At 43.8% G+C, this 23,093-nt stretch carries 22 protein-coding genes and 1 other annotated feature; of the genes, 17 read left to right on the top strand and 5 right to left on the bottom strand.

All coding sequences use genetic code 11. The features are described from left to right. The first annotated feature begins 24 nt into the window (after nt 1-24). Nucleotides 25-615, top strand: a complete 591-nt coding sequence (locus MHH57_RS09005) for an O-acetyl-ADP-ribose deacetylase (protein ID WP_049816950.1) — start codon at nt 25-27, stop codon at nt 613-615. Between the two features lie 20 nt (nt 616-635). Then, nucleotides 636-1,196: a GrpB family protein gene (locus MHH57_RS09010; RefSeq protein ID WP_029516746.1), complete on the top strand. Its 561-nt coding sequence runs from the start codon at nt 636-638 to the stop codon at nt 1,194-1,196. Between the two features lie 177 nt (nt 1,197-1,373). On the opposite strand, the gene MHH57_RS09015 is transcribed toward MHH57_RS09010, so the two are convergent. Further along, nucleotides 1,374-2,558, bottom strand: coding sequence for an aminotransferase class I/II-fold pyridoxal phosphate-dependent enzyme (locus tag MHH57_RS09015; RefSeq protein WP_029516747.1), 1,185 nt, complete (start codon nt 2,556-2,558; stop codon nt 1,374-1,376). 43 nt (nt 2,559-2,601) lie between these two features. Further along, nucleotides 2,602-2,840 (bottom strand) — a binding site (T-box leader). 189 nt (nt 2,841-3,029) lie between these two features. Here MHH57_RS09015 and MHH57_RS09020 point away from each other — a divergent pair. Beyond that, nucleotides 3,030-3,638 carry a DUF1349 domain-containing protein gene (locus MHH57_RS09020; protein ID WP_029516748.1) on the top strand — a complete coding sequence of 203 codons (609 nt, stop codon included), beginning with the start codon at nt 3,030-3,032 and terminating at the stop codon, nt 3,636-3,638. A 95-nt stretch (nt 3,639-3,733) separates the two neighbouring features. Next, nucleotides 3,734-4,444, top strand: coding sequence for a DUF1361 domain-containing protein (locus MHH57_RS09025; RefSeq protein WP_069011353.1), 711 nt, complete (start codon nt 3,734-3,736; stop codon nt 4,442-4,444). 56 nt (nt 4,445-4,500) lie between these two features. On the opposite strand, the gene MHH57_RS09030 is transcribed toward MHH57_RS09025, so the two are convergent. Next, nucleotides 4,501-5,430 (bottom strand): ArsR family transcriptional regulator, encoded by a 930-nt coding sequence (locus MHH57_RS09030; protein WP_342435026.1) that lies wholly within the window; start codon nt 5,428-5,430, stop codon nt 4,501-4,503. A 508-nt stretch (nt 5,431-5,938) separates the two neighbouring features. Here MHH57_RS09030 and MHH57_RS09035 point away from each other — a divergent pair. From MHH57_RS09035 to MHH57_RS09085, 11 genes are all read left to right on the top strand, one after another. Continuing rightward, nucleotides 5,939-7,282, top strand: a complete 1,344-nt coding sequence (locus MHH57_RS09035; RefSeq protein WP_250244585.1) for a sugar ABC transporter substrate-binding protein — start codon at nt 5,939-5,941, stop codon at nt 7,280-7,282. A gap of 93 nt (nt 7,283-7,375) precedes the next feature. Then, entirely contained in the window at nt 7,376-8,266 is an 891-nt protein-coding gene (locus MHH57_RS09040) for a sugar ABC transporter permease (RefSeq protein ID WP_342435027.1), read from the top strand. A gap of 27 nt (nt 8,267-8,293) precedes the next feature. Further along, nucleotides 8,294-9,136, top strand: a complete 843-nt coding sequence (locus MHH57_RS09045; protein ID WP_029516751.1) for a carbohydrate ABC transporter permease — start codon at nt 8,294-8,296, stop codon at nt 9,134-9,136. 80 nt (nt 9,137-9,216) lie between these two features. Further along, nucleotides 9,217-10,602: an arabinan endo-1,5-alpha-L-arabinosidase gene (locus MHH57_RS09050; protein ID WP_165147877.1), complete on the top strand. Its 1,386-nt coding sequence runs from the start codon at nt 9,217-9,219 to the stop codon at nt 10,600-10,602. A 40-nt stretch (nt 10,603-10,642) separates the two neighbouring features. Then, nucleotides 10,643-11,614: a family 43 glycosylhydrolase gene (locus MHH57_RS09055; RefSeq protein WP_039270067.1), complete on the top strand. Its 972-nt coding sequence runs from the start codon at nt 10,643-10,645 to the stop codon at nt 11,612-11,614. Between the two features lie 235 nt (nt 11,615-11,849). Continuing rightward, on the top strand, nt 11,850-12,194 hold the full coding sequence (locus MHH57_RS09060; protein ID WP_238794840.1) for a DUF3024 domain-containing protein: 345 nt from the start codon (nt 11,850-11,852) through the stop codon (nt 12,192-12,194). A gap of 328 nt (nt 12,195-12,522) precedes the next feature. Beyond that, nucleotides 12,523-14,631: a class I SAM-dependent methyltransferase gene (locus MHH57_RS09065; RefSeq protein ID WP_342435028.1), complete on the top strand. Its 2,109-nt coding sequence runs from the start codon at nt 12,523-12,525 to the stop codon at nt 14,629-14,631. Between the two features lie 205 nt (nt 14,632-14,836). Beyond that, the gene (locus MHH57_RS09070) at nt 14,837-15,490 is read left to right on the top strand and encodes a hypothetical protein (protein WP_342435029.1); all 654 of its coding nucleotides are present in this window, start codon (nt 14,837-14,839) and stop codon (nt 15,488-15,490) included. A 91-nt stretch (nt 15,491-15,581) separates the two neighbouring features. Then, complete coding sequence (locus MHH57_RS09075; protein WP_029516757.1) at nt 15,582-16,007, top strand: VOC family protein; 426 nt, start codon at nt 15,582-15,584, stop codon at nt 16,005-16,007. A gap of 161 nt (nt 16,008-16,168) precedes the next feature. Next, nucleotides 16,169-16,642, top strand: coding sequence for a MarR family transcriptional regulator (locus MHH57_RS09080; protein ID WP_029516758.1), 474 nt, complete (start codon nt 16,169-16,171; stop codon nt 16,640-16,642). Nucleotides 16,643-16,796: 154 nt separating this feature from the next. After that, the gene (locus tag MHH57_RS09085) at nt 16,797-18,038 is read left to right on the top strand and encodes an MFS transporter (protein WP_342435030.1); all 1,242 of its coding nucleotides are present in this window, start codon (nt 16,797-16,799) and stop codon (nt 18,036-18,038) included. A 69-nt stretch (nt 18,039-18,107) separates the two neighbouring features. Here MHH57_RS09085 and nrdF read toward each other — a convergent pair whose 3' ends face one another. From nrdF to nrdI, 3 genes are all read right to left on the bottom strand, one after another. After that, complete coding sequence (nrdF, locus tag MHH57_RS09090) at nt 18,108-19,073, bottom strand: class 1b ribonucleoside-diphosphate reductase subunit beta (RefSeq protein WP_029516760.1); 966 nt, start codon at nt 19,071-19,073, stop codon at nt 18,108-18,110. Nucleotides 19,074-19,291: 218 nt separating this feature from the next. After that, nucleotides 19,292-21,376, bottom strand: a complete 2,085-nt coding sequence (gene nrdE, locus MHH57_RS09095) for a class 1b ribonucleoside-diphosphate reductase subunit alpha (RefSeq protein WP_209947980.1) — start codon at nt 21,374-21,376, stop codon at nt 19,292-19,294. Further along, entirely contained in the window at nt 21,363-21,722 is a 360-nt protein-coding gene (nrdI, locus tag MHH57_RS09100; RefSeq protein ID WP_016819181.1) for a class Ib ribonucleoside-diphosphate reductase assembly flavoprotein NrdI, read from the bottom strand. The genes nrdE and nrdI overlap by 14 nt, the downstream gene beginning before the upstream one ends. Before the next feature lie 407 nt (nt 21,723-22,129). Between nrdI and MHH57_RS09105 the strand changes: the two genes are divergently transcribed. Together MHH57_RS09105 and MHH57_RS09110 are read left to right on the top strand one after the other, a co-directional pair. Then, a complete protein-coding gene (locus MHH57_RS09105; RefSeq protein WP_069011357.1) occupies nt 22,130-22,492 on the top strand; it encodes a DUF2500 domain-containing protein in 363 nt (120 codons plus the stop codon). 39 nt (nt 22,493-22,531) lie between these two features. Beyond that, entirely contained in the window at nt 22,532-23,092 is a 561-nt protein-coding gene (locus tag MHH57_RS09110; protein ID WP_029516763.1) for a GNAT family protein, read from the top strand. Nucleotide 23,093 lies beyond the last annotated feature (1 nt).

Below are 23,093 nucleotides of genomic sequence, written 5' to 3' on the forward strand. Positions count from 1 at the left end.
ATTTTTAGAAGAGGGAGAGGATCAATGGATACCCAAATTGAACTATTGAACGTGACAATACGTGTGTTGCAAGGGGATATTACCCGTTGTAAGGCGGATATTATTGTCAATGCAGCCAATACAAGCTTGCTGGGTGGCGGTGGCGTAGACGGCGCGATTCATAGGGCTGGCGGTCCGGCTATCTTAGAAGATTGTGTAAGTATCAGAAACAAGCAGGGTGGATGTCCCGTAGGAGAGGCAGTTTATACCACAGCTGGCAAGCTGGATGCCCAATATGTTATTCATACCGTCGGCCCTGTGTGGAATGGTGGCGACCATCGGGAAGAGGAGCTATTGGCGAAATGCTACCATAATGCACTCCAATTAGCTTTAGAACTGAATGCACGAAGCATTGCTTTTCCGAATATCAGCACAGGCATCTACTGTTTCCCCAAAGAAAAGGCGGCGGATATTGCTATACAGGAAGTGACACGTTTTGTACGTGAACATGCCGGTTTGAATGAGATTATTTTTGTTTGTTTTGATGCGGAAAATGCTCAGTTATACAGCCGTAAGTTACAAGATGGTGTTAAGGATATTCAAAAAGATACAGTTGAAGAGAGAATACATGAATAGAAATTAGGGGGGGATCATGAATGCATGAGGAGCAAAACCAGGAACATTGGCCGGTGTGGGCTACGGAGCCTGTAAAAATAGTGAATCCTGATCCTGCCTGGTCAGAGCAGGGCCTAAAGATCATTCACCAGTTGCGGGAGTTATTACTGCCGTTTAAGGTGACGGAAATCGAACATATAGGAAGCACGGCAATTCCCAATCTTTCCGCTAAGCCCATTATTGACATAATGGCAAAATTAGAATCTTGGGATCAACTGGAACAGATCGTGTCTACTTTACAACCAGCAGGCTGGAACTATGTTCCGCCTGAATTGGACGGTCGGGAATGGAGAAGATTTTTGGTTAAAGTGGAACAGGATCAAAGAAAGGGACATCTGCATCTCATACTGAAATCTGATGAGCATTGGGATCGGCAGCTATTGTTTCGGAACCGACTTCGTGAACAGCCTGAGCTGATTCAGCAATATGATGTATTAAAAAGGCGGCTGGCGATGGAAAATCAGCATGATCGTGAAGCGTACACGGATGCCAAGACTGATTTTGTGCAAAACGTTCTGAATATCGGACATCCTAAAGACTAGGACGACCGGACATTCCGGGTACTTTCCGACCAAGCGCTGAAGTCTCCGACATTTGTTATTGCCGTGTAGGGGAATGGCCGGAAGGCTTGCCAGCACACCAGAAAAAGCTTATTCAGAAGCTGTTACAGTAGGGTTCATCCAGTACTCATGTTCATTTCAAGATAGGAAAAATCGCATTTACAGGCGCTTCAAAAATGCGCTAATGCGCTCTAAAGCCATTTCCAACTGATCTCGCGATGATGCATACGAGCAGCGGATAAAGCCCTCGCCGCCTGAGCCAAATGCGGAACCGGGTACAGTAATGACTCCTTCTTCTTCCAGCAACCGCTTGGCAAACTGCTCTGAGTTTAACCCTGTGTGCATAATGGAGGGAAAAGCATAGAAGGCACCGTTTGGTTCGTGACATGGCAGTCCTGTCTGACATAGGCCTTCAACGAACCATTTTCTACGCAGATTGTAGGACTCCATCATACGATCTTTTTCCTCCAGCCCGTTACGCAGGGATTCAATAGCGGCAATTTGCCCGATAATAGGAGCGCACATGGCGGTATATTGATGAATCTTCAGCATAGCTGAAATCAACTCTCTGGGGCCACACACATAGCCGACCCTCCAGCCTGTCATCGCAAATGCTTTGGAAAAGCCGCTGATGAGCAGGGTGCGCTCTTTCATTCCTGGCAGAGCAGCGAAGCTTACATGCTTCTGTCCATAGGTCAGTTCAGCATAAATTTCGTCTGATATGACGACAAGATTATGCTCCTCAACCAGGCGGGCAATCGGTAGCCAATCCTCATAGGTCATCACCCCACCCGTTGGATTATTCGGGTAACAGAGAATAAGCACTTTGGATCGTGGAGTCAGCTTGGCTTGAAGTGCCTCAGCTGTCAGCTTGAACTGCTGATTCGCAGAGGTTTCAACCGTTACGGTATGTCCTCCGTTCAGAAACGTGATGGGCGAATACGAAATATAACATGGAGCCGGAATGAGTATTTCATCGTGTGTTGAGATGAGGGCGCGTAGTGCCAAATCTAGGGCTTCACTGCTGCCAATGGTAACCATGATTTCATCTGTCGGGTTGTAGGATGTGTTGAAGTTGCTCTCCAGATACCCGGCAATCTCCTCACGAAGCTCAGGAAGACCGGCATTTGGTGTGTATGATGTTTTGCCATTTTCCAGTGCTGTGATACAGGCCTTTCTGACATGTTGAGGGGTTACAAAGTCGGGTTCACCGACACCAAGCGATACAATATCTTTTCTGCCTGTACTATATTCGAAAAACTTACGGATGCCTGAAGGCGGCATTTCCCGTACAGCTGGAGTCAAAAAATCGGTTATAGATACTACTGTCGATACATTTGTCATGATGATTTCCTCCTTTTTGAAAAACAAAAAAACCCGCCCCTGTAAAAGGGACGAGTTTATACCCGTGTTACCACCCTAGTTTCATTCCATAGGAAATGACACTCTGTTCACGTATCCATCAATACGTGTTCCGGTTAACGCTGGAAAGGCGGCAGAGCTTACTTCAGGTTCAGCCCGCTTCTCAGAGATGGCGTTCGGCTACCCTCGGAATGTTGGCTTTCACCTGCCCCAACTCTCTGCAAATCCGCTGTATAGCTTACTCGTTCTCGTCATTGAAATTTGTTACCGTATCAAGTTAGGTGTAATTATAAGCACAACATTTCAGGATGGCAAGTCTTTTTTTCATAAACTCTAAAGACATATCATCATTATTGACGACTGGAAAATAACGTATATAGTGGTATCAAGGGGATTGTGCCCCAGATTTCAATGTGTTATATGACTATATTGCCAGAGAGGAATGGTATCCATATGAACGTATTTGAACGCTTTAGCGGTGAAGTTTTGCCGGCGGATTGGAGCTGGATCAATGAGCCGACAGAATGGAGATTTGATGATACCAAGTCTTTGCAAATTTTTGCACCTTCACAGGCAGATTTCTTTAGGGATCCGTCCGGCGCAGCGACTAAATCGTCCGCACCTTTTTTGCATACAACGCTTCAAGGTGATTTTACAATATGGACGAGGGTTCGTGTTGATATGAAGCAGCCTTATGATTCAGGATGTTTGATGATAATGGCGGATGATACCCGCTGGGCTAAGCTGTGTTTTGAATATTTCGAAAGCATTCCATCTATTCTTAGTGTGGTCACTCGGGATACATCTGATGATTGTATCTCTGGGGCGATGGACGTGTCCAATCCGTATTTACGAGTGGCACGAGCTGGAAATTGCTTTGCATTTCATTATTCATCAGATGGTCAGCATTGGAAGCTGGCGAGATATTTTGGGATGAATGTTCCTAACCAGCTAAAAGTCGGAGTTGTTGCTCAATCTCCCGTGGGGGAGGGCTGTGCTGTTACCTTTGATGCCTTGACGATAACAAACCATGTATCTGAGGACATACGAAACGTGGAGTAAACAGACAAAGACCCTCTTTCTTAATATGAAAGCGTTATAAAATTAGGATTAGAAAAGACGTATATACGCAACTCAGGCAGGAGGTAGATGGAAACTTGCTGTTAAGAAGGAAGGGTTACAAGCTGCCCAGTTTGTTGGGAGTGCTGCTTGTAGCTACGTTGGGCTGTTTCGGGCTCATTATGTATTTACAGTCCACAAGCGGAACGAGGATGTATCAATTTCTGTACTGGGATATATTCCTGGCCTGGGTTCCGGTCTTTATCACTCTCGGCATGATGGCTTTATCCAGACTGCGAAGTACAAAAGTGAGGAGTATTCTTTTATTTTTCTCTTTAATTGTATGGTTGTTTTTTCTGCCGAATGCTCTCTATTTGGTGACTGAGTTACTTCATGCGTTTCGTTTTTACGATGTGAATCCTGATACACGTTTTTGGTTGAACACCCAATTTTGGTTAATCTTATTTACGTCTTTTTCAGCAGCAGGGCTTGGCCTTTTTCTTACATCCCTTTGTGTGTTGGTGATCCATCATATGCTGAGGAGGATTTGTTCAAAGGGGCTCGCATGGGCTGTAGTTTTGGTGTTGTTGTGGCTGGACAGCATAGGCGTATATATAGGCAGATTTGCTCGCTGGAATAGCTGGGATGTGTTGTTGCAGCCACTGGTGCTCCTTACGGATATTTGGAGCTGGGGAGTATATGCTGGACCTAGGCTTCATTTGCTGTCCTTTTGCTGGCTGGTGTTTGGGATAGCAGTCATTTTTTATTTATTGATCTATATCTCTTTAAGTGAGGATCAGGATGTTTAGGCCGAGGACATGTATTCCATGAATACAGGCTTCGGCCTATTTTTACATGTGGCGAGTCAGGAGTTGGCGTTGTCCTCCCCATGCACATCGTAAAGCACGCGCACAAGCAGATCCTGACTGAAATTCCCGAATCTTTTGCCAAAAATAGTGAGTCCTCCTTTGTTTTCTGATTCATCGGTTACAGATAAACGGAGTGTAATGTCGCTTTTATAATTAAGGTTAATATCATCTATTGTGACCTCGGAAATGCGGCACCCATCAATGAAGCTGCCTTGTTGATTGATGCGAATTAATTTGAGCATACCATATTGATTCAGATGCGGTGGCCACCAATCTGGATTGAGAACCCCCGGCACTTCTCCAAAATCTCCGGCGCTGGTCCAGTGCCCAATAGGGATACCGTTAATGTGAAAACAAATATCGGAGGGATATTCCTCACAATAGCAGGGTGCTTCTGAGCCCAGTTCTGCGGAGAATTGAATTTCTTTAAAGGATTGATTCGCTTTCAGATAGTTGGGGATACGGTATTCCAAAAAGCCCTCAGCCATCCAGATCATTTCCGACTCCAGCCGCCCGGGATCTGCAAAATAGCGTGGATCATCAAAATCGCCAATAATGCTGTCTCGGGTCACCAATCCACAAGTGGGGGACGCTTGATAGTTACTATAGTGACCTACGCGAATCTCAACCTCATACACATTTTTTTGTTCTCTACTGCGCAAATCTACCATCAGTTTATCCTTGTTCAAATAGCACATTTTTCGGGTGCCGTGCTTGCCGCTCACGGTATTGATGTCCACAAGGCCGCATTCTTCCAATTTTCGAATATGCATTGTAATGGTACCGTTGCTCAAATTAAGTTTGTTAGCAATGTCATTCATACTTTGTCCCTGGTAGGCAAGTAACTCGAGAATTTGAATGCGGATTTCTGAACCCAGTGCTTTAAAAATATCTAATCCTGACATTAAGTCCTTAATATAAATCATAGCTATAGACCATCCTTATCTATAAAAATTGTGATGTAAGCGCTTATATATTTACTTTGATTTATGTTAAAATAAAATCAAAAAGAAGTAAACTGCTTTTTTGTAAATTTTTTTTACTAAATAAAGAGGGGAGAAAATTAAACTCCAAATTAAGAATTACTTCAAAAATAATTCGTATTTAAGCTTTATTACTGATTATTTCGATAAAAGTTAACTTAAATACGATTTAATTTTGCTTTCCATGTTACTCTAATCTATGTTTTATAATTATTTAAAAAGATTGAAAAATACATTGACGAACCGAGGAAAGGCATGCTATATTTTGTTTGTAAACGAATTCATTATTGATAAAGTAAAATGTTAATTATATGGTACATGAGAGGGATGATAATCACAGCGGCAATCAACAACGGGTTGTGTACCGCACAGTTAAAGATTAGGCCGAGTGGTATAAAGTTATTTTAACACTAAATGTATGCGGTTTCATTTAAACTTAGGAGGGGTCGCGTTGATAAAGAAAAAAGGTTTTGCAATAACAATGGTTGTTCTGTTGTTAATGGTGGCTGCACTGGCTGGTTGTAGTGGGGGAAGTTCCAGTAGTGATGGAAGTAAGGAACTGACATTCATGTTCCGTGGTGGCACAGATGAACAAAAGGCTTATAAGGAAGTAATCAAGAAATTTGAAGCGGAACATCCTGGCGTAAAGGTTAAAATGGTCGTGACTGCAGCAGATCAATATGCCACAAAGCTTAGAGCTGCAATTACAGGAAACAATCTTCCAGATATCTTTTACTTTGCCCCTGGAGATGTGAAAGCTTATGTAAACAGTGGGGTGTTGAAGAATCTCACGCCTTACATTGAGAAGAACAAGGATATTAAACTGGATAACATTTGGAAATACGGTGTGGATTTGTATCGCTATGACGGTAAAATGGCCGGCCAAGGAGATATTTACGGTATGCCGAAGGATTTAGGTCCATTCGCACTCGGCTACAACAAAACGATGTTCGAAAAAGCGGGCGTTCCCTTGCCTGACAAAGACAAACCGTATACATGGGATGAATTTATCAAGGTTAGCCAAGAGTTGACCAAAGATACCAATGGTGACGGCAAGCCAGATCAATACGGTACAGGCTTTAACGTTCAGTGGGCATTGCAAGCCTTTGTATGGAGTAATGGGGCTGACTGGCTGGATGAGAGCAAAACTAAAGTAACGATTGATGATCCGAAATTTGCGGAAGCGCTTCAGTACTTTGCTGACATGCAAAACAAATATAAAATCACACCTGGTATTGAACAATCGCAAACATTGGACACATACCAACGTTGGATGAAGGGTGAAATGGCATTCTTCCCGGTAGGTCCTTGGGATATGAGTACATTTGAAAAACTGCCATTCGAATATGATTTGCTGCCGTTCCCAGCCGGATCGACTGGCAAATCAGCAACATGGATTGGTTCTCTGGGTATCGGCGTTTCCTCTAAAACAAAATACCCGGATGAAGCTGTTGAACTGGTTAACTATTTGACGACTTCTAAAGAAGGAATGAAGCAGCTTGTAGATGCCAAGGTACAAATTCCGAATCTGCTGGACATGGCTGATGAATGGTCCAAAGATACGAAAACCAAGCCTAACAATAAACAAGAATTTATTGATATCGTAAATGACTATGGACGCTCATTACCAGGCAACTATACGTATAATGCAGAATGGTACGATATTTTCTTCACAGATATTCAACCTGTGCTGGATGGTAAAATTACGGCGGCAGATTATGTGAAACAAGAACAACCGAAGATGCAGAAACTGCTGGATAAAGCGGTGGAGCAAGAGAAAAAATCACAGAAATAATGCGTAAATAGAGGAAAAAAGGATGATGTTAGTGGCTGAATATCATGCTGCTAACATCATCTTCATTCCAAATTAGAAACAGAGGTGAGCCCTGTGATAACCAAATCTAATCTCTACCGCAAAGAGAAGGTATATGGATACTTATTTATTCTTCCACCTATTCTCGGTCTGCTAATCTTTACGTTATTCCCGTTTATCTATTCATTATACGGCTCTTTTACAGACTGGGACGGATTGGGACAAATGAACTTTATTGGTCTCGACAATTTTAAAGATTTATTTAGCGATGAGCTCTTTTATAAATCGATGTACAATACTCTTTTCTTAATGCTAGGTATTCCAATCGGTCTTGTACTAGCTTTACTGCTGGCACTAGGTTTGAATCGCAAGATTCCAGGTACGACAACATTTCGTGTGATTTACTATATCCCGGTTATTTCTTCGTTGGCTGCCGTTTCTATTATGTGGAACTGGGCATACAACGGGGACTATGGTTTGGTGAACCAATTCCTCGAAATATTCGGTATTAAGGGTCCTAACTGGCTAATGGATAAGGATACGGTCAAACCGGCCTTGATCCTCATGACCGTCTGGAAGGGTCTCGGATATACGATGCTGCTATATTTGGCAGCCCTGCAAAGCGTATCTCGCTCTTATTATGAAGCAGCAGAGCTAGATGGAGCTAGCGGATTCCAAATGTTCCGCAATATTACATGGCCAATGGTGAAACCAGTAACTTTTTTCCTGGTCGTAACTAATATCATTGGTGGTTCGCAAATCTTTACTGAAATGAACATTATGACACCTACAGGGGGTCCGGAATACTCATCCGCCTCAATCGTCTTTTATATTTGGGATAAGGCATTTAAAAACCTGCAAATGGGATATGCCTCCGCGATGGCTATGATTCTCGGCATCTTCATTTTTATCGTAACTTTGATTCAATTCAAAATGAATGAAAAATCGTCCTTTGATGGGGATTGATTTTCGCGGAAAGGAGTGAGTCTGATTATGTCCCATAGTCAAAAAACGAAAGTTACCAATATCATTATCTTTATTGCACTAGCGATTGGAGCGATTGTGATGATCGCGCCGCTGCTTTGGATGCTGTCCACTTCAGTGAAAGAAAAGCAGGATGTCTTTGCTCTTCCACCAGTATGGATACCAGAGGTGTTCCAGTTTGGCAAGTATAAGGAAATTTGGGAAGCAGGGCCTTTGTTAAGCGGAATCAAGAACAGCGTGATTGTAGCTGTAAGTGTTACCGTTGTAGGTACCTTTACATCCAGTGTGGCGGCTTTTGCATTTGCTAAGCTGAGATTTCCCCATAAAAACAAACTGTTTTTGGCACTCATCGCATCTATGATGATTCCATACCCAACGGTTATGATTCCACAGTTTATGATGTTTTCCAAACTTGGCTGGGTTGATACACTTTTGCCTCTGATCGTTCCGGGTTTGTTCGGAAATGTAGTTATGATCTTTTTCCTGCGGCAGTACTTGCTTAGTGTACCGGATGCCATTATCGAAGCTGCGAAAATTGACGGAAGTTCTTATTTCCGACTCTATTCGTCGATTACGTTCCCGCTCATTAAGCCAGCAGTTGCGGCACAGCTTATTTTATGGTTCATGGGGATTTGGAACGATTATTTGGCACCGATTATTTACTTGAACTCACCAGAAACGCAGACATTGCAACTGGTTATCGCGAATTTTAATGCGACTTACGCCATTCAGACGGACTATCCGCTTATAATGGCAGCATCAATAATAGCCTTGTTACCTGTACTGATTATATTCTTGATCTTCCAGAAACAAATTATTGAATCGGTTGCTATTTCGGGTGTCAAAGGTTAATTGACACTTGGAGGGTACGCATGAATGATGTAAGGCAGTTACAATATGTAATGGGTAAAGGAAGGAGGAGAATAACAGTTATGGTTATGCTGCTCATGCTGGGTCTATCTGGCTGTGGGGATAACACTCCGGACCCTGTGTATCCGCAGGCTCCGCCTCCCGATCACTTGTATGATCAAAGTACGATTAACGATGAACAGCGCTGGACCATTAACAATGCACATGACCCGGCGATTATCAAAACAGATCAAGGCTATTATGTCTACTCAACGGATGTAAAGACAGGTGGAGAATTGAGACCCGGTGTCATGGTACGCAAATCGACTGATCTGATTCATTGGAATTGGGTGCAGTATGCACTCCCCGGCATTCCAAAGGAAGCAGAATCGTGGTCATCGGCAACCAATCTGTGGGCACCGGACGTCATCAAGATGGGTGATACCTATCGGATGTATTACTCTGCTTCTACCTTTGGCAGCACACGGTCTGCGATCGGATTGCAGACATCCAGCTCCCCGGAAGGCCCTTGGAAGGATGAGGGGCTGGTCGTTAAAACGAAAGAGCATGACAAGCTGAATGCGATTGATGCCAATCCGGTGCTGGATGCAGAGGGTAATCCATGGATGGTATACGGCTCTTTTTTCGGCGGTATTTATATTACACCGCTTGATCCCCAGACTGGAAAGCTCAAAGAATCTGGCTATGGTAAAAATATCGCTGCCAGAGATCGGGCAACTGAGGACGGTGCTGTAGAAGGACCATACATTGTGTACAATCCAATGTTCCGTAAATACTACTTGTTCGTCTCGTATGATTCTTTGTTTGAGGACTACAATGTTCGCGTTGCCCGTTCAGATTCTATCACAGGCCCTTATGTGGACATGAATGGACATGATATGGCAGATACCAACTATTTGCCTCAATACGAGATTGGAAACAAGGTATTGGGCGGTTATCGGTTCAGCGAAGGAGAAGGCTGGGTTGCGCCAGGTCACAATTCTGTCCTGAAGGACGGTGCGGATTATTATATTGTACATCATGCGCGAGGAGAAACGGACAAGAGCTGGCCGTACCTGCATGTACGCAGAATATTGTGGACGACAGAGGGCTGGCCGGTCGTCTCTCCAGAGCGCTATGCCGGCGAAAAGGAGCAGGATATACCCAAAAGGCTATTATCCGGCAACTGGGAGCGCATCGTGATAAAGCAGGAAGTAGACGGCCAGGTGGAAGCTGAACAGCTCCGTCTAGAAGATGGAGGGCGGGCAACCAGCGGTTCTCTTGAAGGTCACTGGAGCTTTGATGGCAAGCGTACTCTAACAATAGATTGGAGCAATACATCCGAAGGAACTAAGGAAGAATTGTTATTGCTTCCTTCATGGGACTGGGAGCTTGGTCGCCATACTTTAATTTTCACGGGTATGAATGAAAAGGGAATTTCCATTTGGGGAAAACGTATCAGCGATTAATTGTATGAACTACATACTACACATAGAGGAGAGAATAACCATGAATCAATCTGTACCCATTAATAATCCGGTCATTGAGCAACGGGCAGACCCTTGGATTTACAAGCATAGTGACGGATACTATTATTTCACCGGATCTGTGCCAGAGTATGACCGCATTGAGGTTCGACGAGCAAGTACTATTCAAGGCTTGAGTACAGCAGAGCCTGTCGCAGTGTGGCACAAATATGAAACGGGCCCGTTAAGTGCGAACATTTGGGCACCGGAAATTCACTATATAAACGACAAATGGTACATTTATTTTGCAGCAGCTCGTACAACAGAAACGAAGGAAGGCCTGTTCGACCACCGGATGTTCGTGCTTGAAAATGATTCAGCTAATCCTCTGGAAGGGGAATGGGTGGAAAAAGGACAGATCAAAACCCGTTGGGAGACGTTCGCTCTCGATGCGACAACCTTCCAGCATAATGGAGTTTTGTATTATGTGTGGGCTCAGAAGGACCCTGACATCGTCGGTAATTCCAATCTGTATATTTCCGAAATGAGCAATCCATGGACGTTGCGCGGTGAGCAGGTGATGATCTCCACTCCTGAATATGATTGGGAAATCATCGGTTTTAAGGTGAATGAAGGAGCAGCGGTTCTGAAACGGAACGGGCGGATCTTTATCAGTTATTCAGCTAGCGCCACAGACCACAATTATTGCATGGGTCTGTTGACGGCAGATGAGAATGCGGATTTACTTGATCCGAAATCATGGACGAAATCACCTCAGCCGGTATTCTGCACCCATGAGGAAACAGGACAATTCGGGCCAGGTCATAACAGTTTTACGGTTGCTGCTGATGGTAGCGATGTAATCGTATATCACGCCCGGAATTACAAGGAAATTACAGGCGACCCGCTGTATGATCCGAATCGTCATACACGTGTGCAGCCGTTCTACTGGAAAGAAGATGGAACACCTGATTTTGGTATTCCAGTACCAGATGGCGTTTCTGTTGATAAATAAGCGAAATTTATTATAGATGGTTGACGTGTTGCACAGTGGCACTTTAACTTTCTAGAAATCATAGGGGATTATGATTCGGCTGCGTATAACAAGAGTAATGAGATATCTTCTGAGCCTTCAGGCTGGAGGATATCTTTTTGATTTTGGGACGGCATGAAGGACTCTTTTCAAAAACTTCGATTTCTGCTATATTTAAATCGTAATATTTACGAATTGATCAAGGGGTGGAAATCTCGTGAACGAACGGATTGATCCGTTTACCGTTAAAAAGGTTGAATACCTGCTGAATGGCTATATTGCGCTAAAGGTGCCAGGCTACGTGCGTTCTGACGTGCGGCTCATTTATCAAATAGAGGATAACTGTTTGATCTTGATGGAGGAAAGGCCTTCTAATGAAACTGAGTTGTGGGATCGCACGGACATTGTCCAATTTCGCTGGGAAGAAAATCATTGGCATGTATATGCCCGGCAAGAAGCTGAAAGCTGGCAGTGTGTAAAAGAGATTGCACCTAATCCGTGCTTTGAAGAACAGCTCGAACAGGTAGAAATAGATCATGCAGGTATTTTTTGGACAGGTTAACGAAGTCCAGAATGATAAGTTCGGAAGATGGAGGTAGTGGGAGTCGTGTCGTTAAACTGTATATGGAAATAAACAGGCTGACCGTAATTCCTTATATGGAAGTTACGGTCATTTGTTTTGTCTGATGTGGCACTGTCTAGTGCACTTGAGGGTTATGTATGCGTTTGGAAAGTATGTCAAGCGGTTGATTGATACAAATGTTTAATATTTTCCACGAGGTGGAAGTTACAAATGTATGGTAAAGTGTAGTATATACAAGGTTTTAATCCAAATGTCTTATTCAAAGTCTCCTGTGCATACCGAATCCGAATCACACGAGGTGAGAAAAATGTTGCAATCGTTAAAAGCCATTGCTAATTACAGGAAAGAAAATGATCTGGCCTGGGATACACCGACTTGGTTAAAGCTGCTTGTTTCGGCTGAGGAGCGTATTGTAAATTTGGAACGCATTCGATCTATAGGTGAGTTAAAGGATGCCAATCCTGTACTGGATTACGTGGAGCGTACGTTGCTTATTTTGGACGGACTTCCATTGTCATTCTGGGTTAAAGAGCTACTGGAGGATGTATTGGTATGGTCTGAGACAGCCAAAGGAGGCACAGTCCGCGAACGGCTACGCTGGCAGCATGAGGGTATTAATTTATTTGTACATAATATCGGATCCTCCCAACTGTATGTCAGACAGGCCCAAGCGGAGTCCCCTGCTTACCCGCGTAATAGCATGACCCGAATTCTGATTGAGACGCATGGATTGATCGGGCAATATATACGGGGGGAAATTCCTTTTGCTGAAAATCGACTGCTGCTTGAAATTACTCGTAAAGGCTGGCTAAGCCCTGAGGAACTGGAGCTTGTTTTACGGGCCCTGAACGAGTGTATTATCGCCGGGGTGGAACCTGCATTATGGGATCAAGTACGCAGTGAAGTGGAGCAGCTGATCGGCTGGATTGCATGGGATAACGCACCTGTAGTCTGGAGTGTAAAGGAGCGACTGGAAAGGTTACGGTCGGTTTCCATTCATGAAGGGGAGCCGTTCGAGCAGGCTTACACAGAACTAGAGCGGGAGTTGAATGTAGAGAAGGCGCTGGCTCCGTTGGAGAATCGGACACTTTGGTATGTAGAATCAGCTTTGCAAGATTTTTCACTTCAAGAACTGGTAAAGGTATTTTTACTCACATTAAGGGATGGCACAGGGCAGGAACAGCCTGCGACCGTTCGCCATATCAGTTTCGAATCGCTCATGAATACGATGTATTATGACTATCGTGGTGTCAAGAAAATTAACGTATATAAAAAACGAATGATAGAAAAATATTTAAGTGCACTGTCTTGGCAGGACATTTCAAAAGGAAAACGGAAGCATAATCCTCATTTGAGTGTGATCGTGGAGCATAAAGAGGAGCTGCCGAGTACTGTATTTTTTAATTTTGTATTTTCATCTGCGGCTGAGAAACTGATTGACTTTTGTATTGAGGCAGAAAAAACGCCTCTGTATGACAAAGCAGTCCTGCTGCTGTTCGATCTGTTCGGATTACGGCGCGATGCGTATGATCGCTTTCACAATGAGGAAACGTACCTTACAGATATGAACCAGACCGTAGATTACAAAAGGATCATTTTAGATTATGTGACTGGAACCCGCATACTGGATATTGGACCCGGCGGGGGTGTACTGCTGGATCTGATCGAACAGGAAAGACCAGATGCGAAGCCATTAGGTCTTGATATTTCTGTAAATGTCATTGAGGCACTTAAACGTAAAAAGCAATTGGAGCGCCATCGTTGGGATGTCATCAAAGGGGATGCGCTTCAGTTAGAGGAATATGTGGAAACGGGGAGTATGGACACGGTCATCTTCTCTTCAATTCTTCACGAGCTCTATTCCTACATTGAACGAGATGGGATTCGGTTCAATCCACAAACAGTGGAGGCAGCTCTGCAGAGCGCCTATCGTGTGCTTGCACCCGGCGGGCGTATCATCATTCGTGACGGGATTATGACCGAACCAGTAGAGCAGCGCAGACGAATTCGATTCTTGGAGCCGGATGGAATGGAATGGCTGATACGGTATGCGCAAGATTTTGCAGGTCGCCACATTGAAATAGAGCGTGTGGGGGAGCATGAGGCTGTTTTACCAGTGAACGATGCGATGGAATTTCTCTATACCTATACATGGGGAGCGGAAGCCTATGTGCATGAAGTGCAGGAGCAGTTTGGTTATTTTACCCCGTCACAGTATGAAGAGTGTATTCGTAGCACACTTGGATCACAAGCGATTATCCGCGTGAGCCGCCACTATTTACAGGAGGGCTATGCCGAGGCGCTGTCTAGACGTGTTGAGTTCATGGATGAGCAGGGCCAGCAGGTTTCTTTTCCAGACAGCACCTGTCTGATCGTGATTGAGAAGCCGAATAATAGGGTTGGAGTTGCTGAATGATTTTTAAATTGAACAAGAGAATGCCTTCTGATTTGTGCCAAGCACGATTAGAAGGCATTTTTTAGAAAGCTATGCATTCAAATATGACCGTGCAGCGTATACAGAAGCCAAAGGACCATTCATTCGGCAGGTGGTTGAGCGGGCGAAGCTTGAAAGATATAGGTAGGGACAGATGAATTCTTAGTCGCATGAACAAAGTGGGGGAATGATGAAGAATATGATGCTTGATGCACAGCTAACGCCGAATGGTTTAAAAGACAGAATGCTACTACTGTCAGCGCTGGACATTATATTGTCTCCAGAAGATTGGTTACGCACGTATCGTATGCGGTCTGAGTGGTCTGGTGATGTGTGCCTGGGTGAGGTAAACAATGGCGCTGGAGATACGATTCATATGCTATGGACGGGTGAAGGTGTGCTGCTGAAGGGGTTTGACCATGAATCCCCTGTAAGTTCTCATGCGAGAGACGATTATGAAGTCTGGCCGGGCATATATGACGGTGTGCCTGATGATATGATGGAGCTTTTGGAAGATGAAGCACTGGAGAAAGAGGACGTTACCTTTTGTATGTGGAGGGAAGCGGGAGATAAAGAGTGGCGTATGGGCAACGCGAACTTTCCTGAGGGATATGACGATGGCTCATCCTTTTTGTTGGGGAAAATTATAGTTACACCGGAGGAATATCAGGATTGGGCTGAGAGTTACTATGAGTTGCCGATTTCTCTAGGGGTGGTAAGCCAGATTTTCAACGGCGTTCCGATCACTGCACAGATGATCTCTGCGCTTCATCCACAGCGTAACGTTACGGAAGCGATAAAGGAGCTAAAGCAGCTTGGCGTTCAAGTGCATGAAAGCTAAGAATACAGATTTGTTTTTCTTGACAAGTTTTGTATATAATACAGGAGAAATGCTGGGTTAACCACCTCGAATTAAAGGAGCTGTGTTGAAGATGTCCAAACGTTTGATTCCTTACATCACGATGGATGGAAATGCAAAAGAAGCAATCGAATTTTATAAAGAGGCATTGGATGCTCAACTGCTTTTTATTCAAACCTTTGGGGAAATGCCGGAAAACCCCGATTTTCCCATTCCCGCAGAGGTCAAGGAACGTGTGGGACATGCTACCCTTAAAGTGGGTGAGACAGAGCTCATGTTTTCTGATACCTTTCCCGGGTCACCGTTTAGCCGCGGGAATCAGGTGAGCATCTGTATTACAACCGATAGTGTGGAGCAAGCTCAAAAAATGTTTAATGCTCTACAGCAGGGAGGACAGGTGGGAATGCCTTTGCAGGAAACCCATTTTAGTCCAGCTTATGGGAATGTAACAGACAAGTTTGGTGTCACTTTTCAAATGTTCACTGAGGCTGGGTCTTAAGAAATGTAAAACGGCTCGATTCCGCTACTTTAGCGATCTGGCCGTTTTTTTTTCGTGTATGCCCTCGTGCTCAATTCAATAATTATTTTAATATTGTTGAAATAGAAACAAAAATATACTATATTGTATTGTTAATGCACCAACGGGTGGGAGGACAGGCCATGAACAAAGAAGAACAGGTCATAGTGGGTTTCAGGGACTTATTTAACAAGATGGTTTGGCTTAATAAAGATAAGATGGAAGACAGCCTTAAGGGTTATAAGCCTTCTGAAGTACATTGCATCGAATACATTGAAAGAAATGCAGATTCCAACGTGACAAAACTTGCGGAGTCCCTTTATATGACTACCGGTGCCATAAGTAAAATAACTAAGAAGCTTATAAAAAAAGGCATTATCGAAAGCTACCAGAAGCTGGATAACAAGAAAGAAGTCTATTTTAGGCTTACTGAGGAAGGGAAAGTAATCTATAACATCCATGAGGAACTGCACAAAGAGTTTCAAGAGCGGGATAAAGCCGTATTTGAGCAGGTAACCGAAGAACAATTTAACAGTATGATTAGCTTCTTGGAAAAGTATAGTAGGCATTTGGATGCAGAAATAAAAAAACAGGGTATAGATATTAAGACGGAATAAATTTGAATAATGAAAATCAAACCATAGGCAGCCGGGCTCTATTGAGAACGGGCTGCATTTTTTTGTTATTATTTTGTTGCCGAGGAAGCAAAATTGTGATACGATATTTTTGCTTCCGAGGAAGTAAAAATTAACCTTTAAGGGGAGAAATGAAGTGTTCAAATGTAGATCACACAATGAACAGAACACAGAACAAACCGTAGATAAACACGCTTTAATATTCGGCCTTATCTCTGTATTTCTTTGCGGAATAGGCTTCAGTATCATAATACCTGTCGTCCCATTCTTAGTGCAGCCTTATACAAGCAGTCCGGGAGAACAAGCTATAGTTGTTACGCTGCTGACCTCTGTTTATGCATTCTGCGTGTTTTTTGCGGCTCCCGTACTTGGAGCTTTGAGCGACAAATATGGCCGTCGTCCATTGCTCTTAGTATGCCTTTTGGGTTCCGCAATTGGGTACTTGGTTTTTGGCATAGGAGGAGCTCTATGGGTACTATTTGCTGGGCGCATCATAGAAGGGTTAACAGGCGGGAGCATAAGCACGATCTTCGCCTATTTTGCAGACATCATTCCTCCAGAAGAGAGAACCAAATACTTTGGATGGGTGAGTGCGGTTGTAGGTGTAGGCACTGTCATTGGGCCAACTCTAGGCGGATTACTTGCCAAGTTTGGTTATTCTGTACCCATGTATTTTGGAGCAATCATAACTTTATTGAACGTTGTTTATGGATTCTTTTTTATGCCTGAGAGCCTTGACAAGAAACATAGACTGAAAGAGATTACCTTTGTAAGACTGAATCCATTTACACAGCTTGCAAATCTGCTTTCCATGAAAAACTTAAATAGGTTACTTGTCTCTGCGTTCTTACTTTGGATACCCAACGGATCTTTACAGGCCGTTTTTTCACAATTTACAATGGATACTTTCAGTTGGAGGCCTGCACTAATCGGACTTATGTTTTCAATTATGGGTTTCCAAGACATCATTTCACAAGGTTTCATCATGCCCAAGCTTTTGATAAAACTTAATGATAAACAGATAGCCATTCTTGGAATGGTTTCGGAGATTATAGGTTACAGTCTTATTGCGCTATCTACTTTGTTCTCATTCTATCCTCTTTTTATCGCTGGAATGTTTATATTTGGTTTTGGTGATTCGATCTTTGGACCTTCATTCAACGGGATGCTCTCCAAGTCTGTCGATTCTAGTGAACAAGGAAGGATTCAAAGAGGTAGTCAATCTATTCAGGCTTTAGCAAGAATGATTGGGCCTATTATTGGGGGTCAAATCTATGTATCACTTGGTCATGCCGCACCCGCTTTTATGGGTATAATCCTTATAACAGCGGCAATACCAGTTTTATATAAGCGAACGCATGCTACCTACTTTCTTTAGGCAATAGGGTTTCAGAACTCAGGGACAAGTTCTGAAACCCTATTTGTTTACAGTTTTACGTAATTGTACTTATACGCCAAAATTAAAATCATCATCTGTCAGCGGCTCTACATTCATCGCCCGCACATAGCCGTTTCCTTTTTTAGAAAAGAAATCATGCTGCTTAGTATGGGTGCTGATGCCGTTGAATACAATGGGATTAACTTCTTCTTCTTCAAACAGTGGATCAAAGCCCAAGTTCATCATGGCCTTGTTGGCATTATAGCGCAAAAAGACTTTCACATCGTCTACGAGTCCAATAGGGGTGTAAATTTGCTCGGTGTATTGTTCCTCGTTATTATGCAAGTAGCGCAGCAAGCCTACCAGCGTCTGGTAAAGATCACGTTGTTCTTCCTCGTCCAATTCTGCATAAATCTCCTGTGCCAGTACACCTACGTACACACCGTGAATACTTTCGTCCCGTAAGATCAAATCGATAATTTCTCCACTACATGTCAGCTTGCCCTGGCCCGCCAGATAAAGAGGATAGAAGAAGCCGCTATAAAACAAATAGCTTTCTAACAGCACCGACGCAGCCATCGCGAGATAGAGGTCTTTCGGTGTGTGGATATTCATATAATATTGACGAATGGTTTCTGCTTTGGTTTGGAGATGTGGATTTTCTTCCACCCAGCGGAATACACCGTCAATTTCTTCCGTGGAAGCTAGCGTTGTAAAGATACTACTGTACGACTTGGCATGGATTTGTTCCATCATCGCCATAAAGCTTAGTACGGCTTTGCGTTGCAGTCCGTCCACATGCTCCATAATTTGCGGCATACCTACACCGCCTTGAATGGTATCCAGCAGTGTTAATCCGCCCAGCACCTTCATGTAGGCTTCTTTTTCGATATCACTGAGGGTTACCCAGGACATTTTATCGTCAGACAACGGGATTTCATCATCCGTCCAAAATTGCATGATGTTCTGGTTCCAGAACATCAGTGTAAAATCATCGTCCGAGCGATTCCAGTTTACGGCTTGTATACCTGTCATTGTTAGCATTCTCCCTTCAGCTTGCGAGATTCCCTAGAAACACACATTGAAATAGTGCAGGCGAATCATCGTATGCTTGACATACGGAAGCTGTATCCGCGAGGGTCTTGTCCAGCCCCGTAAAGGTCTGAACCACACGCTGGATACAGCTTCTAATGCAAAGCATCCATATCTATTTAAAATCTAATTTTTATACTACAGCTTGTTACCATTTATGCTTAGATGGAGCAGGTGAGGCACTCTTCCACAGACAGCTTTTTGGTGCGTGTGTAGTATAACGATTTAAGTCCTTTGTGTGCGGCGTACAGATAGCAACGTGCTAACTGACGCGTAGTCACGTCACTGTTCACATGAAGAACGGTCGAAATTCCTTGGTCCACATGCGGCTGGATTTCTGCAATCAGATCCAGCACTTTGAATTGGTCCATTTGATAAGCGGATTTATAGAAGAACACGTTATCCTTTTGCAAATAAGGCATTGGATAGTAGGTCGTCGAATTGGCATAGGTACGGGTTTCAATCTGCTCAACAATCGGCATGACGCTGGATGTTGCATTTTGAATGTACGAAATGCTGGCAGTCGGCGCAATTGCCATACGATAGGCGTGGTACAGGCCATTTTTCATCACATCTGCTTTTAATTTGTCCCAGTCCGCTGTAGTCGGAACATAGATGCCCTTGAACAGCTCTTGCACACGTGCAGTTGTTGGACGATAATCTGTGTTCAGGTATCGGTCAAAATATACGCCTGTCGCATAATCCGATTCCTCAAATCCATAAAAGCTTTGTCCAGCCGCTTTCGCGATTTCCATACTCTTTTCGATGGAATGATAGTTCATCGTCATGAAGAAGGTACGGGCAAAGTCTTTTGCTTCATTGCTTTCATACGCAATTTTGTTCTTGGCAAGGTAGCCGTGCAGATTCATGACACCCAAACCGACGGAATGCATTTCACGGTTCGCTTTCGCAACACCTGGCGCATTAGCTACTTGGGTCATATCGCTGACCGAGGTGAGCGCAATCATACCCTCGTGAACGGATTCGCGGATTTTGCCATGCTCCATCACATTTACAATGTTCAGAGAAGCCAGATTACAGCTCACGTCCCGGCGGATGGTATCCTGTTGGCCGTAATCTGTAATTTCGGAAGTTTCCTGCAACTGGAAGATTTCCGTGCATAGGTTCGACATCTTGACTTGACCCACGTTTTTAAGAGCATGTGCCTGGTTCGCGTTACTTTTGTTCATGATATATGGATAACCAGACTCCAACTGAATCATGGCAATTTTCGTCAGCATGTCACGTGCGCTCATCGCTATTTTTTTCTTCACCCGATCGTCGGCGAGCAGCGTGTCGTACATTTCATCCAAATCCATGTCGTCCAGATGTGTTCCATAGGCTTTGAACACACTGTAAGGAGCAAATACATGCAGCGGTTCATTATCTTGAGCCAGCTTGTAAAAACGGTTTGGCACCAGCAATCCAATCGAAAGTGTCTTAAGACGTACTCTTTCGTCAGCATTGATTTTTTTGCTATCCAGAAACTCCAGCACATCCCATCCGAAAATGTTGTAATAGGCTGCCCCAGAGCCTTTACGTTGCCCCATTTGATCCGCATAAGAGAAGCCGTCTTCCATCAGCTTCAGCACAGGCATAATGCCTTTTGCTGCGCCTTCTACGCCTTTAATCGCTTCGCCGCGTGCCCGCAGCTTCGACAGGTTAACGGCAACACCGCCGCCGATTTTGGACAATTGCATGCAAGTGTTTAGCACATAGTTGATCGAGTTCAGGGAGTCGTCCATTTCGAGCAAGAAGCAGGATACCAATTCCCCACGGCGGCTTTTGCCTGCATTCAGGAACGTTGGTGTCGCTGGCTGGAGACGTTGCTCCATCATCGAGCGGGACAACAGGCGTGCCGTATCCGCGTTACCGCGTCCCAAATGCAGGGCAACCGCGGCTACCCGATCAGGGTAATGTTCCAGATAGACTTTACGGTCATTACTCTTCATTGCATAATCGGTATAAAACTTGGATGCTGCCATATAGGAAGGGAATTTAAAATTATAGCTATGAGTGATATGGAAAATATCATTAATTTCGTCAGCCGTGTAGCTGTTATAGAAATTTTCGTAATAATCATTCTCAATCATATACAGCACTTGAGCGGCTGTGTCAGCAAACTTCAAACTCCGTTCCTGAACTTCCTTCATAAATTCTGCTACAGCCTCTTGGTCCTTTTCCAATTGGAAAAAGCCGTCTGTATCGCGTTTCATCAACATGTTGTTCAATTCAATATGCCGCAACTCGGCTCACCTCCTGTTTAAAACGCTCTACATCTCCGAACGTTCCAGATAATTCAAATTTACTAATCACGGGGACATTATAATGATCGGCAATCAAATCCGCACTTTTGGCAAATTTCTCACCCCAGTTACGGTTGCCGCTTGCAGCTACACCAACAAGGTTTTGAGCATTCTTTTTCAAAAAGGAAGATACCCTCTCAGGTATCTGCCCAAACCCAGTTGTATATGTAATAAGTACGTAAGGTTCTTCTATAGTCATTTGCTCCTCGATCTGAACCGCTGGAAGCTTGAGCTTGTTTATAAATCTTTTTACATTGCCGGTCTTGGAATCATATGCAATCAGCATGGTATGCAACCTCCTTAAACATTTAACGAAAAAAGAAAACGGCATTGCCTGGGATCTATTATAGATGGAATCCCTTGCTGGCTGCGCCATTTAAGATTTTTGACTCTATATTTACATGTATTTTCATACCTGTATCTTCAAGATATCGGGCATAAATACGTTTTTTACACTATATTTAGAGTACATTCTCTATTTTATATCTATATATAGTTTTGTCAATCGGTCTAGAGGGGATCAGAGGACCCAGATCGGGTAGAAGTCCAAGCGGGGTGCGGAAAAGAGCGAAAGAACTTTTTTTTCGTAAGTATGTTAAAAAAGTATTGGAGTTTTTGAGGGTGAAGATGTACGATTTGTCAATGGGCAATTGAATGGAAAATTTACATTTTACTGTAGAAAGGATGAAGTGAATGGGAAGTGATTCTATGGAAGTTCAATCGTTTAATACGATCTTTTTTATCGTATTTGGACTCATTGCTTTTGTAATGATTATGGGAATTGTCAAAACGATCGGAGCGGGCCTGTCCAATCAAGCAGCCGAACGGGTACAACGTTCATGTAAGGTTGTGGATAAACGGACGAGAGTGCGTGGGGGATCAGGCGATTTTTCAGCTTCGACCTATTATTATATCACCTTTGAGTTTGACGGGGGTGAGCGTAAGGAGCTGGAGGTGAAGGATAGGGACTTTGGTATGATTGTGATCGGGGATCGTGGGGAGCTTCATTATAAAGGTACACGTTTTCTGGAGTTTGTGAGAGTAATGGAAGCATAAAGGTGCTTAAACAAATACATAATCGGAGGGAAGATTACGATGCCGCATATCATTGGAAAACGAGTTGTATTGAGAGAATACCGTCAAGAGGATATACCAGATATCCGAAAATGGGTCAATGACCCGGAAATCACACGTGGTTTAAGCGACGTGTTTATCTATCCGCATTCACAGGTGAATAGTGAATCTTTTGTACAGATGATGATTGACGGCAACCCCGAGATCAAAGGTTTTGTCATTGCGCATAAAGACACCCTGGATTATATCGGACAACTGGACTTATTTAAAATCAACTGGGTGAATCGGCATGCCACCCTTGGAATTGTGATCGGGCGTGACGGTGATCTGGGCAAAGGTTATGGACGGGAAGCGATCCGGCTGTTACAAAAATTTGCATTTCATACGCTGAACCTACATCGACTGGAGCTGGAGGTCTATGCGTTCAATGAACGTGCACACCGTTGCTATTTGGCCAGCGGCTTCAAGGAGGAAGGGCGGCTGCGGGAAAAGCTATTCAGGGAAGGGCGATACTATGACATTATTCAGATGGGGATTTTGCGAAGTGAATATGAGGCTGCACAGCAATCGACGGAATCCTGAG

It is taken from the genome of Paenibacillus sp. FSL H7-0442, from assembly GCF_038593105.1.
GTDB lineage: Bacteria > Bacillota > Bacilli > Paenibacillales > Paenibacillaceae > Paenibacillus > Paenibacillus polymyxa_D.

Coding starts and splice junctions, on each gene's coding strand:
- MHH57_RS09005 (WP_049816950.1), top strand. CDS start 25: ATGGATACCCAAATTGAACTATTGAACGTGACAATACGTGTGTTGCAA.
- MHH57_RS09010 (WP_029516746.1), top strand. CDS start 636: ATGCATGAGGAGCAAAACCAGGAACATTGGCCGGTGTGGGCTACGGAG.
- MHH57_RS09015 (WP_029516747.1), bottom strand. CDS start 2,558: ATGACAAATGTATCGACAGTAGTATCTATAACCGATTTTTTGACTCCA.
- MHH57_RS09020 (WP_029516748.1), top strand. CDS start 3,030: ATGAACGTATTTGAACGCTTTAGCGGTGAAGTTTTGCCGGCGGATTGG.
- MHH57_RS09030 (WP_342435026.1), bottom strand. CDS start 5,430: ATGATTTATATTAAGGACTTAATGTCAGGATTAGATATTTTTAAAGCA.
- MHH57_RS09045 (WP_029516751.1), top strand. CDS start 8,294: ATGTCCCATAGTCAAAAAACGAAAGTTACCAATATCATTATCTTTATT.
- MHH57_RS09050 (WP_165147877.1), top strand. CDS start 9,217: ATGGTTATGCTGCTCATGCTGGGTCTATCTGGCTGTGGGGATAACACT.
- MHH57_RS09055 (WP_039270067.1), top strand. CDS start 10,643: ATGAATCAATCTGTACCCATTAATAATCCGGTCATTGAGCAACGGGCA.
- MHH57_RS09065 (WP_342435028.1), top strand. CDS start 12,523: ATGTTGCAATCGTTAAAAGCCATTGCTAATTACAGGAAAGAAAATGAT.
- MHH57_RS09070 (WP_342435029.1), top strand. CDS start 14,837: ATGATGAAGAATATGATGCTTGATGCACAGCTAACGCCGAATGGTTTA.
- MHH57_RS09075 (WP_029516757.1), top strand. CDS start 15,582: ATGTCCAAACGTTTGATTCCTTACATCACGATGGATGGAAATGCAAAA.
- MHH57_RS09080 (WP_029516758.1), top strand. CDS start 16,169: ATGAACAAAGAAGAACAGGTCATAGTGGGTTTCAGGGACTTATTTAAC.
- nrdF (WP_029516760.1), bottom strand. CDS start 19,073: ATGACAGGTATACAAGCCGTAAACTGGAATCGCTCGGACGATGATTTT.
- nrdI (WP_016819181.1), bottom strand. CDS start 21,722: ATGCTGATTGCATATGATTCCAAGACCGGCAATGTAAAAAGATTTATA.
- MHH57_RS09105 (WP_069011357.1), top strand. CDS start 22,130: ATGGGAAGTGATTCTATGGAAGTTCAATCGTTTAATACGATCTTTTTT.
- MHH57_RS09110 (WP_029516763.1), top strand. CDS start 22,532: ATGCCGCATATCATTGGAAAACGAGTTGTATTGAGAGAATACCGTCAA.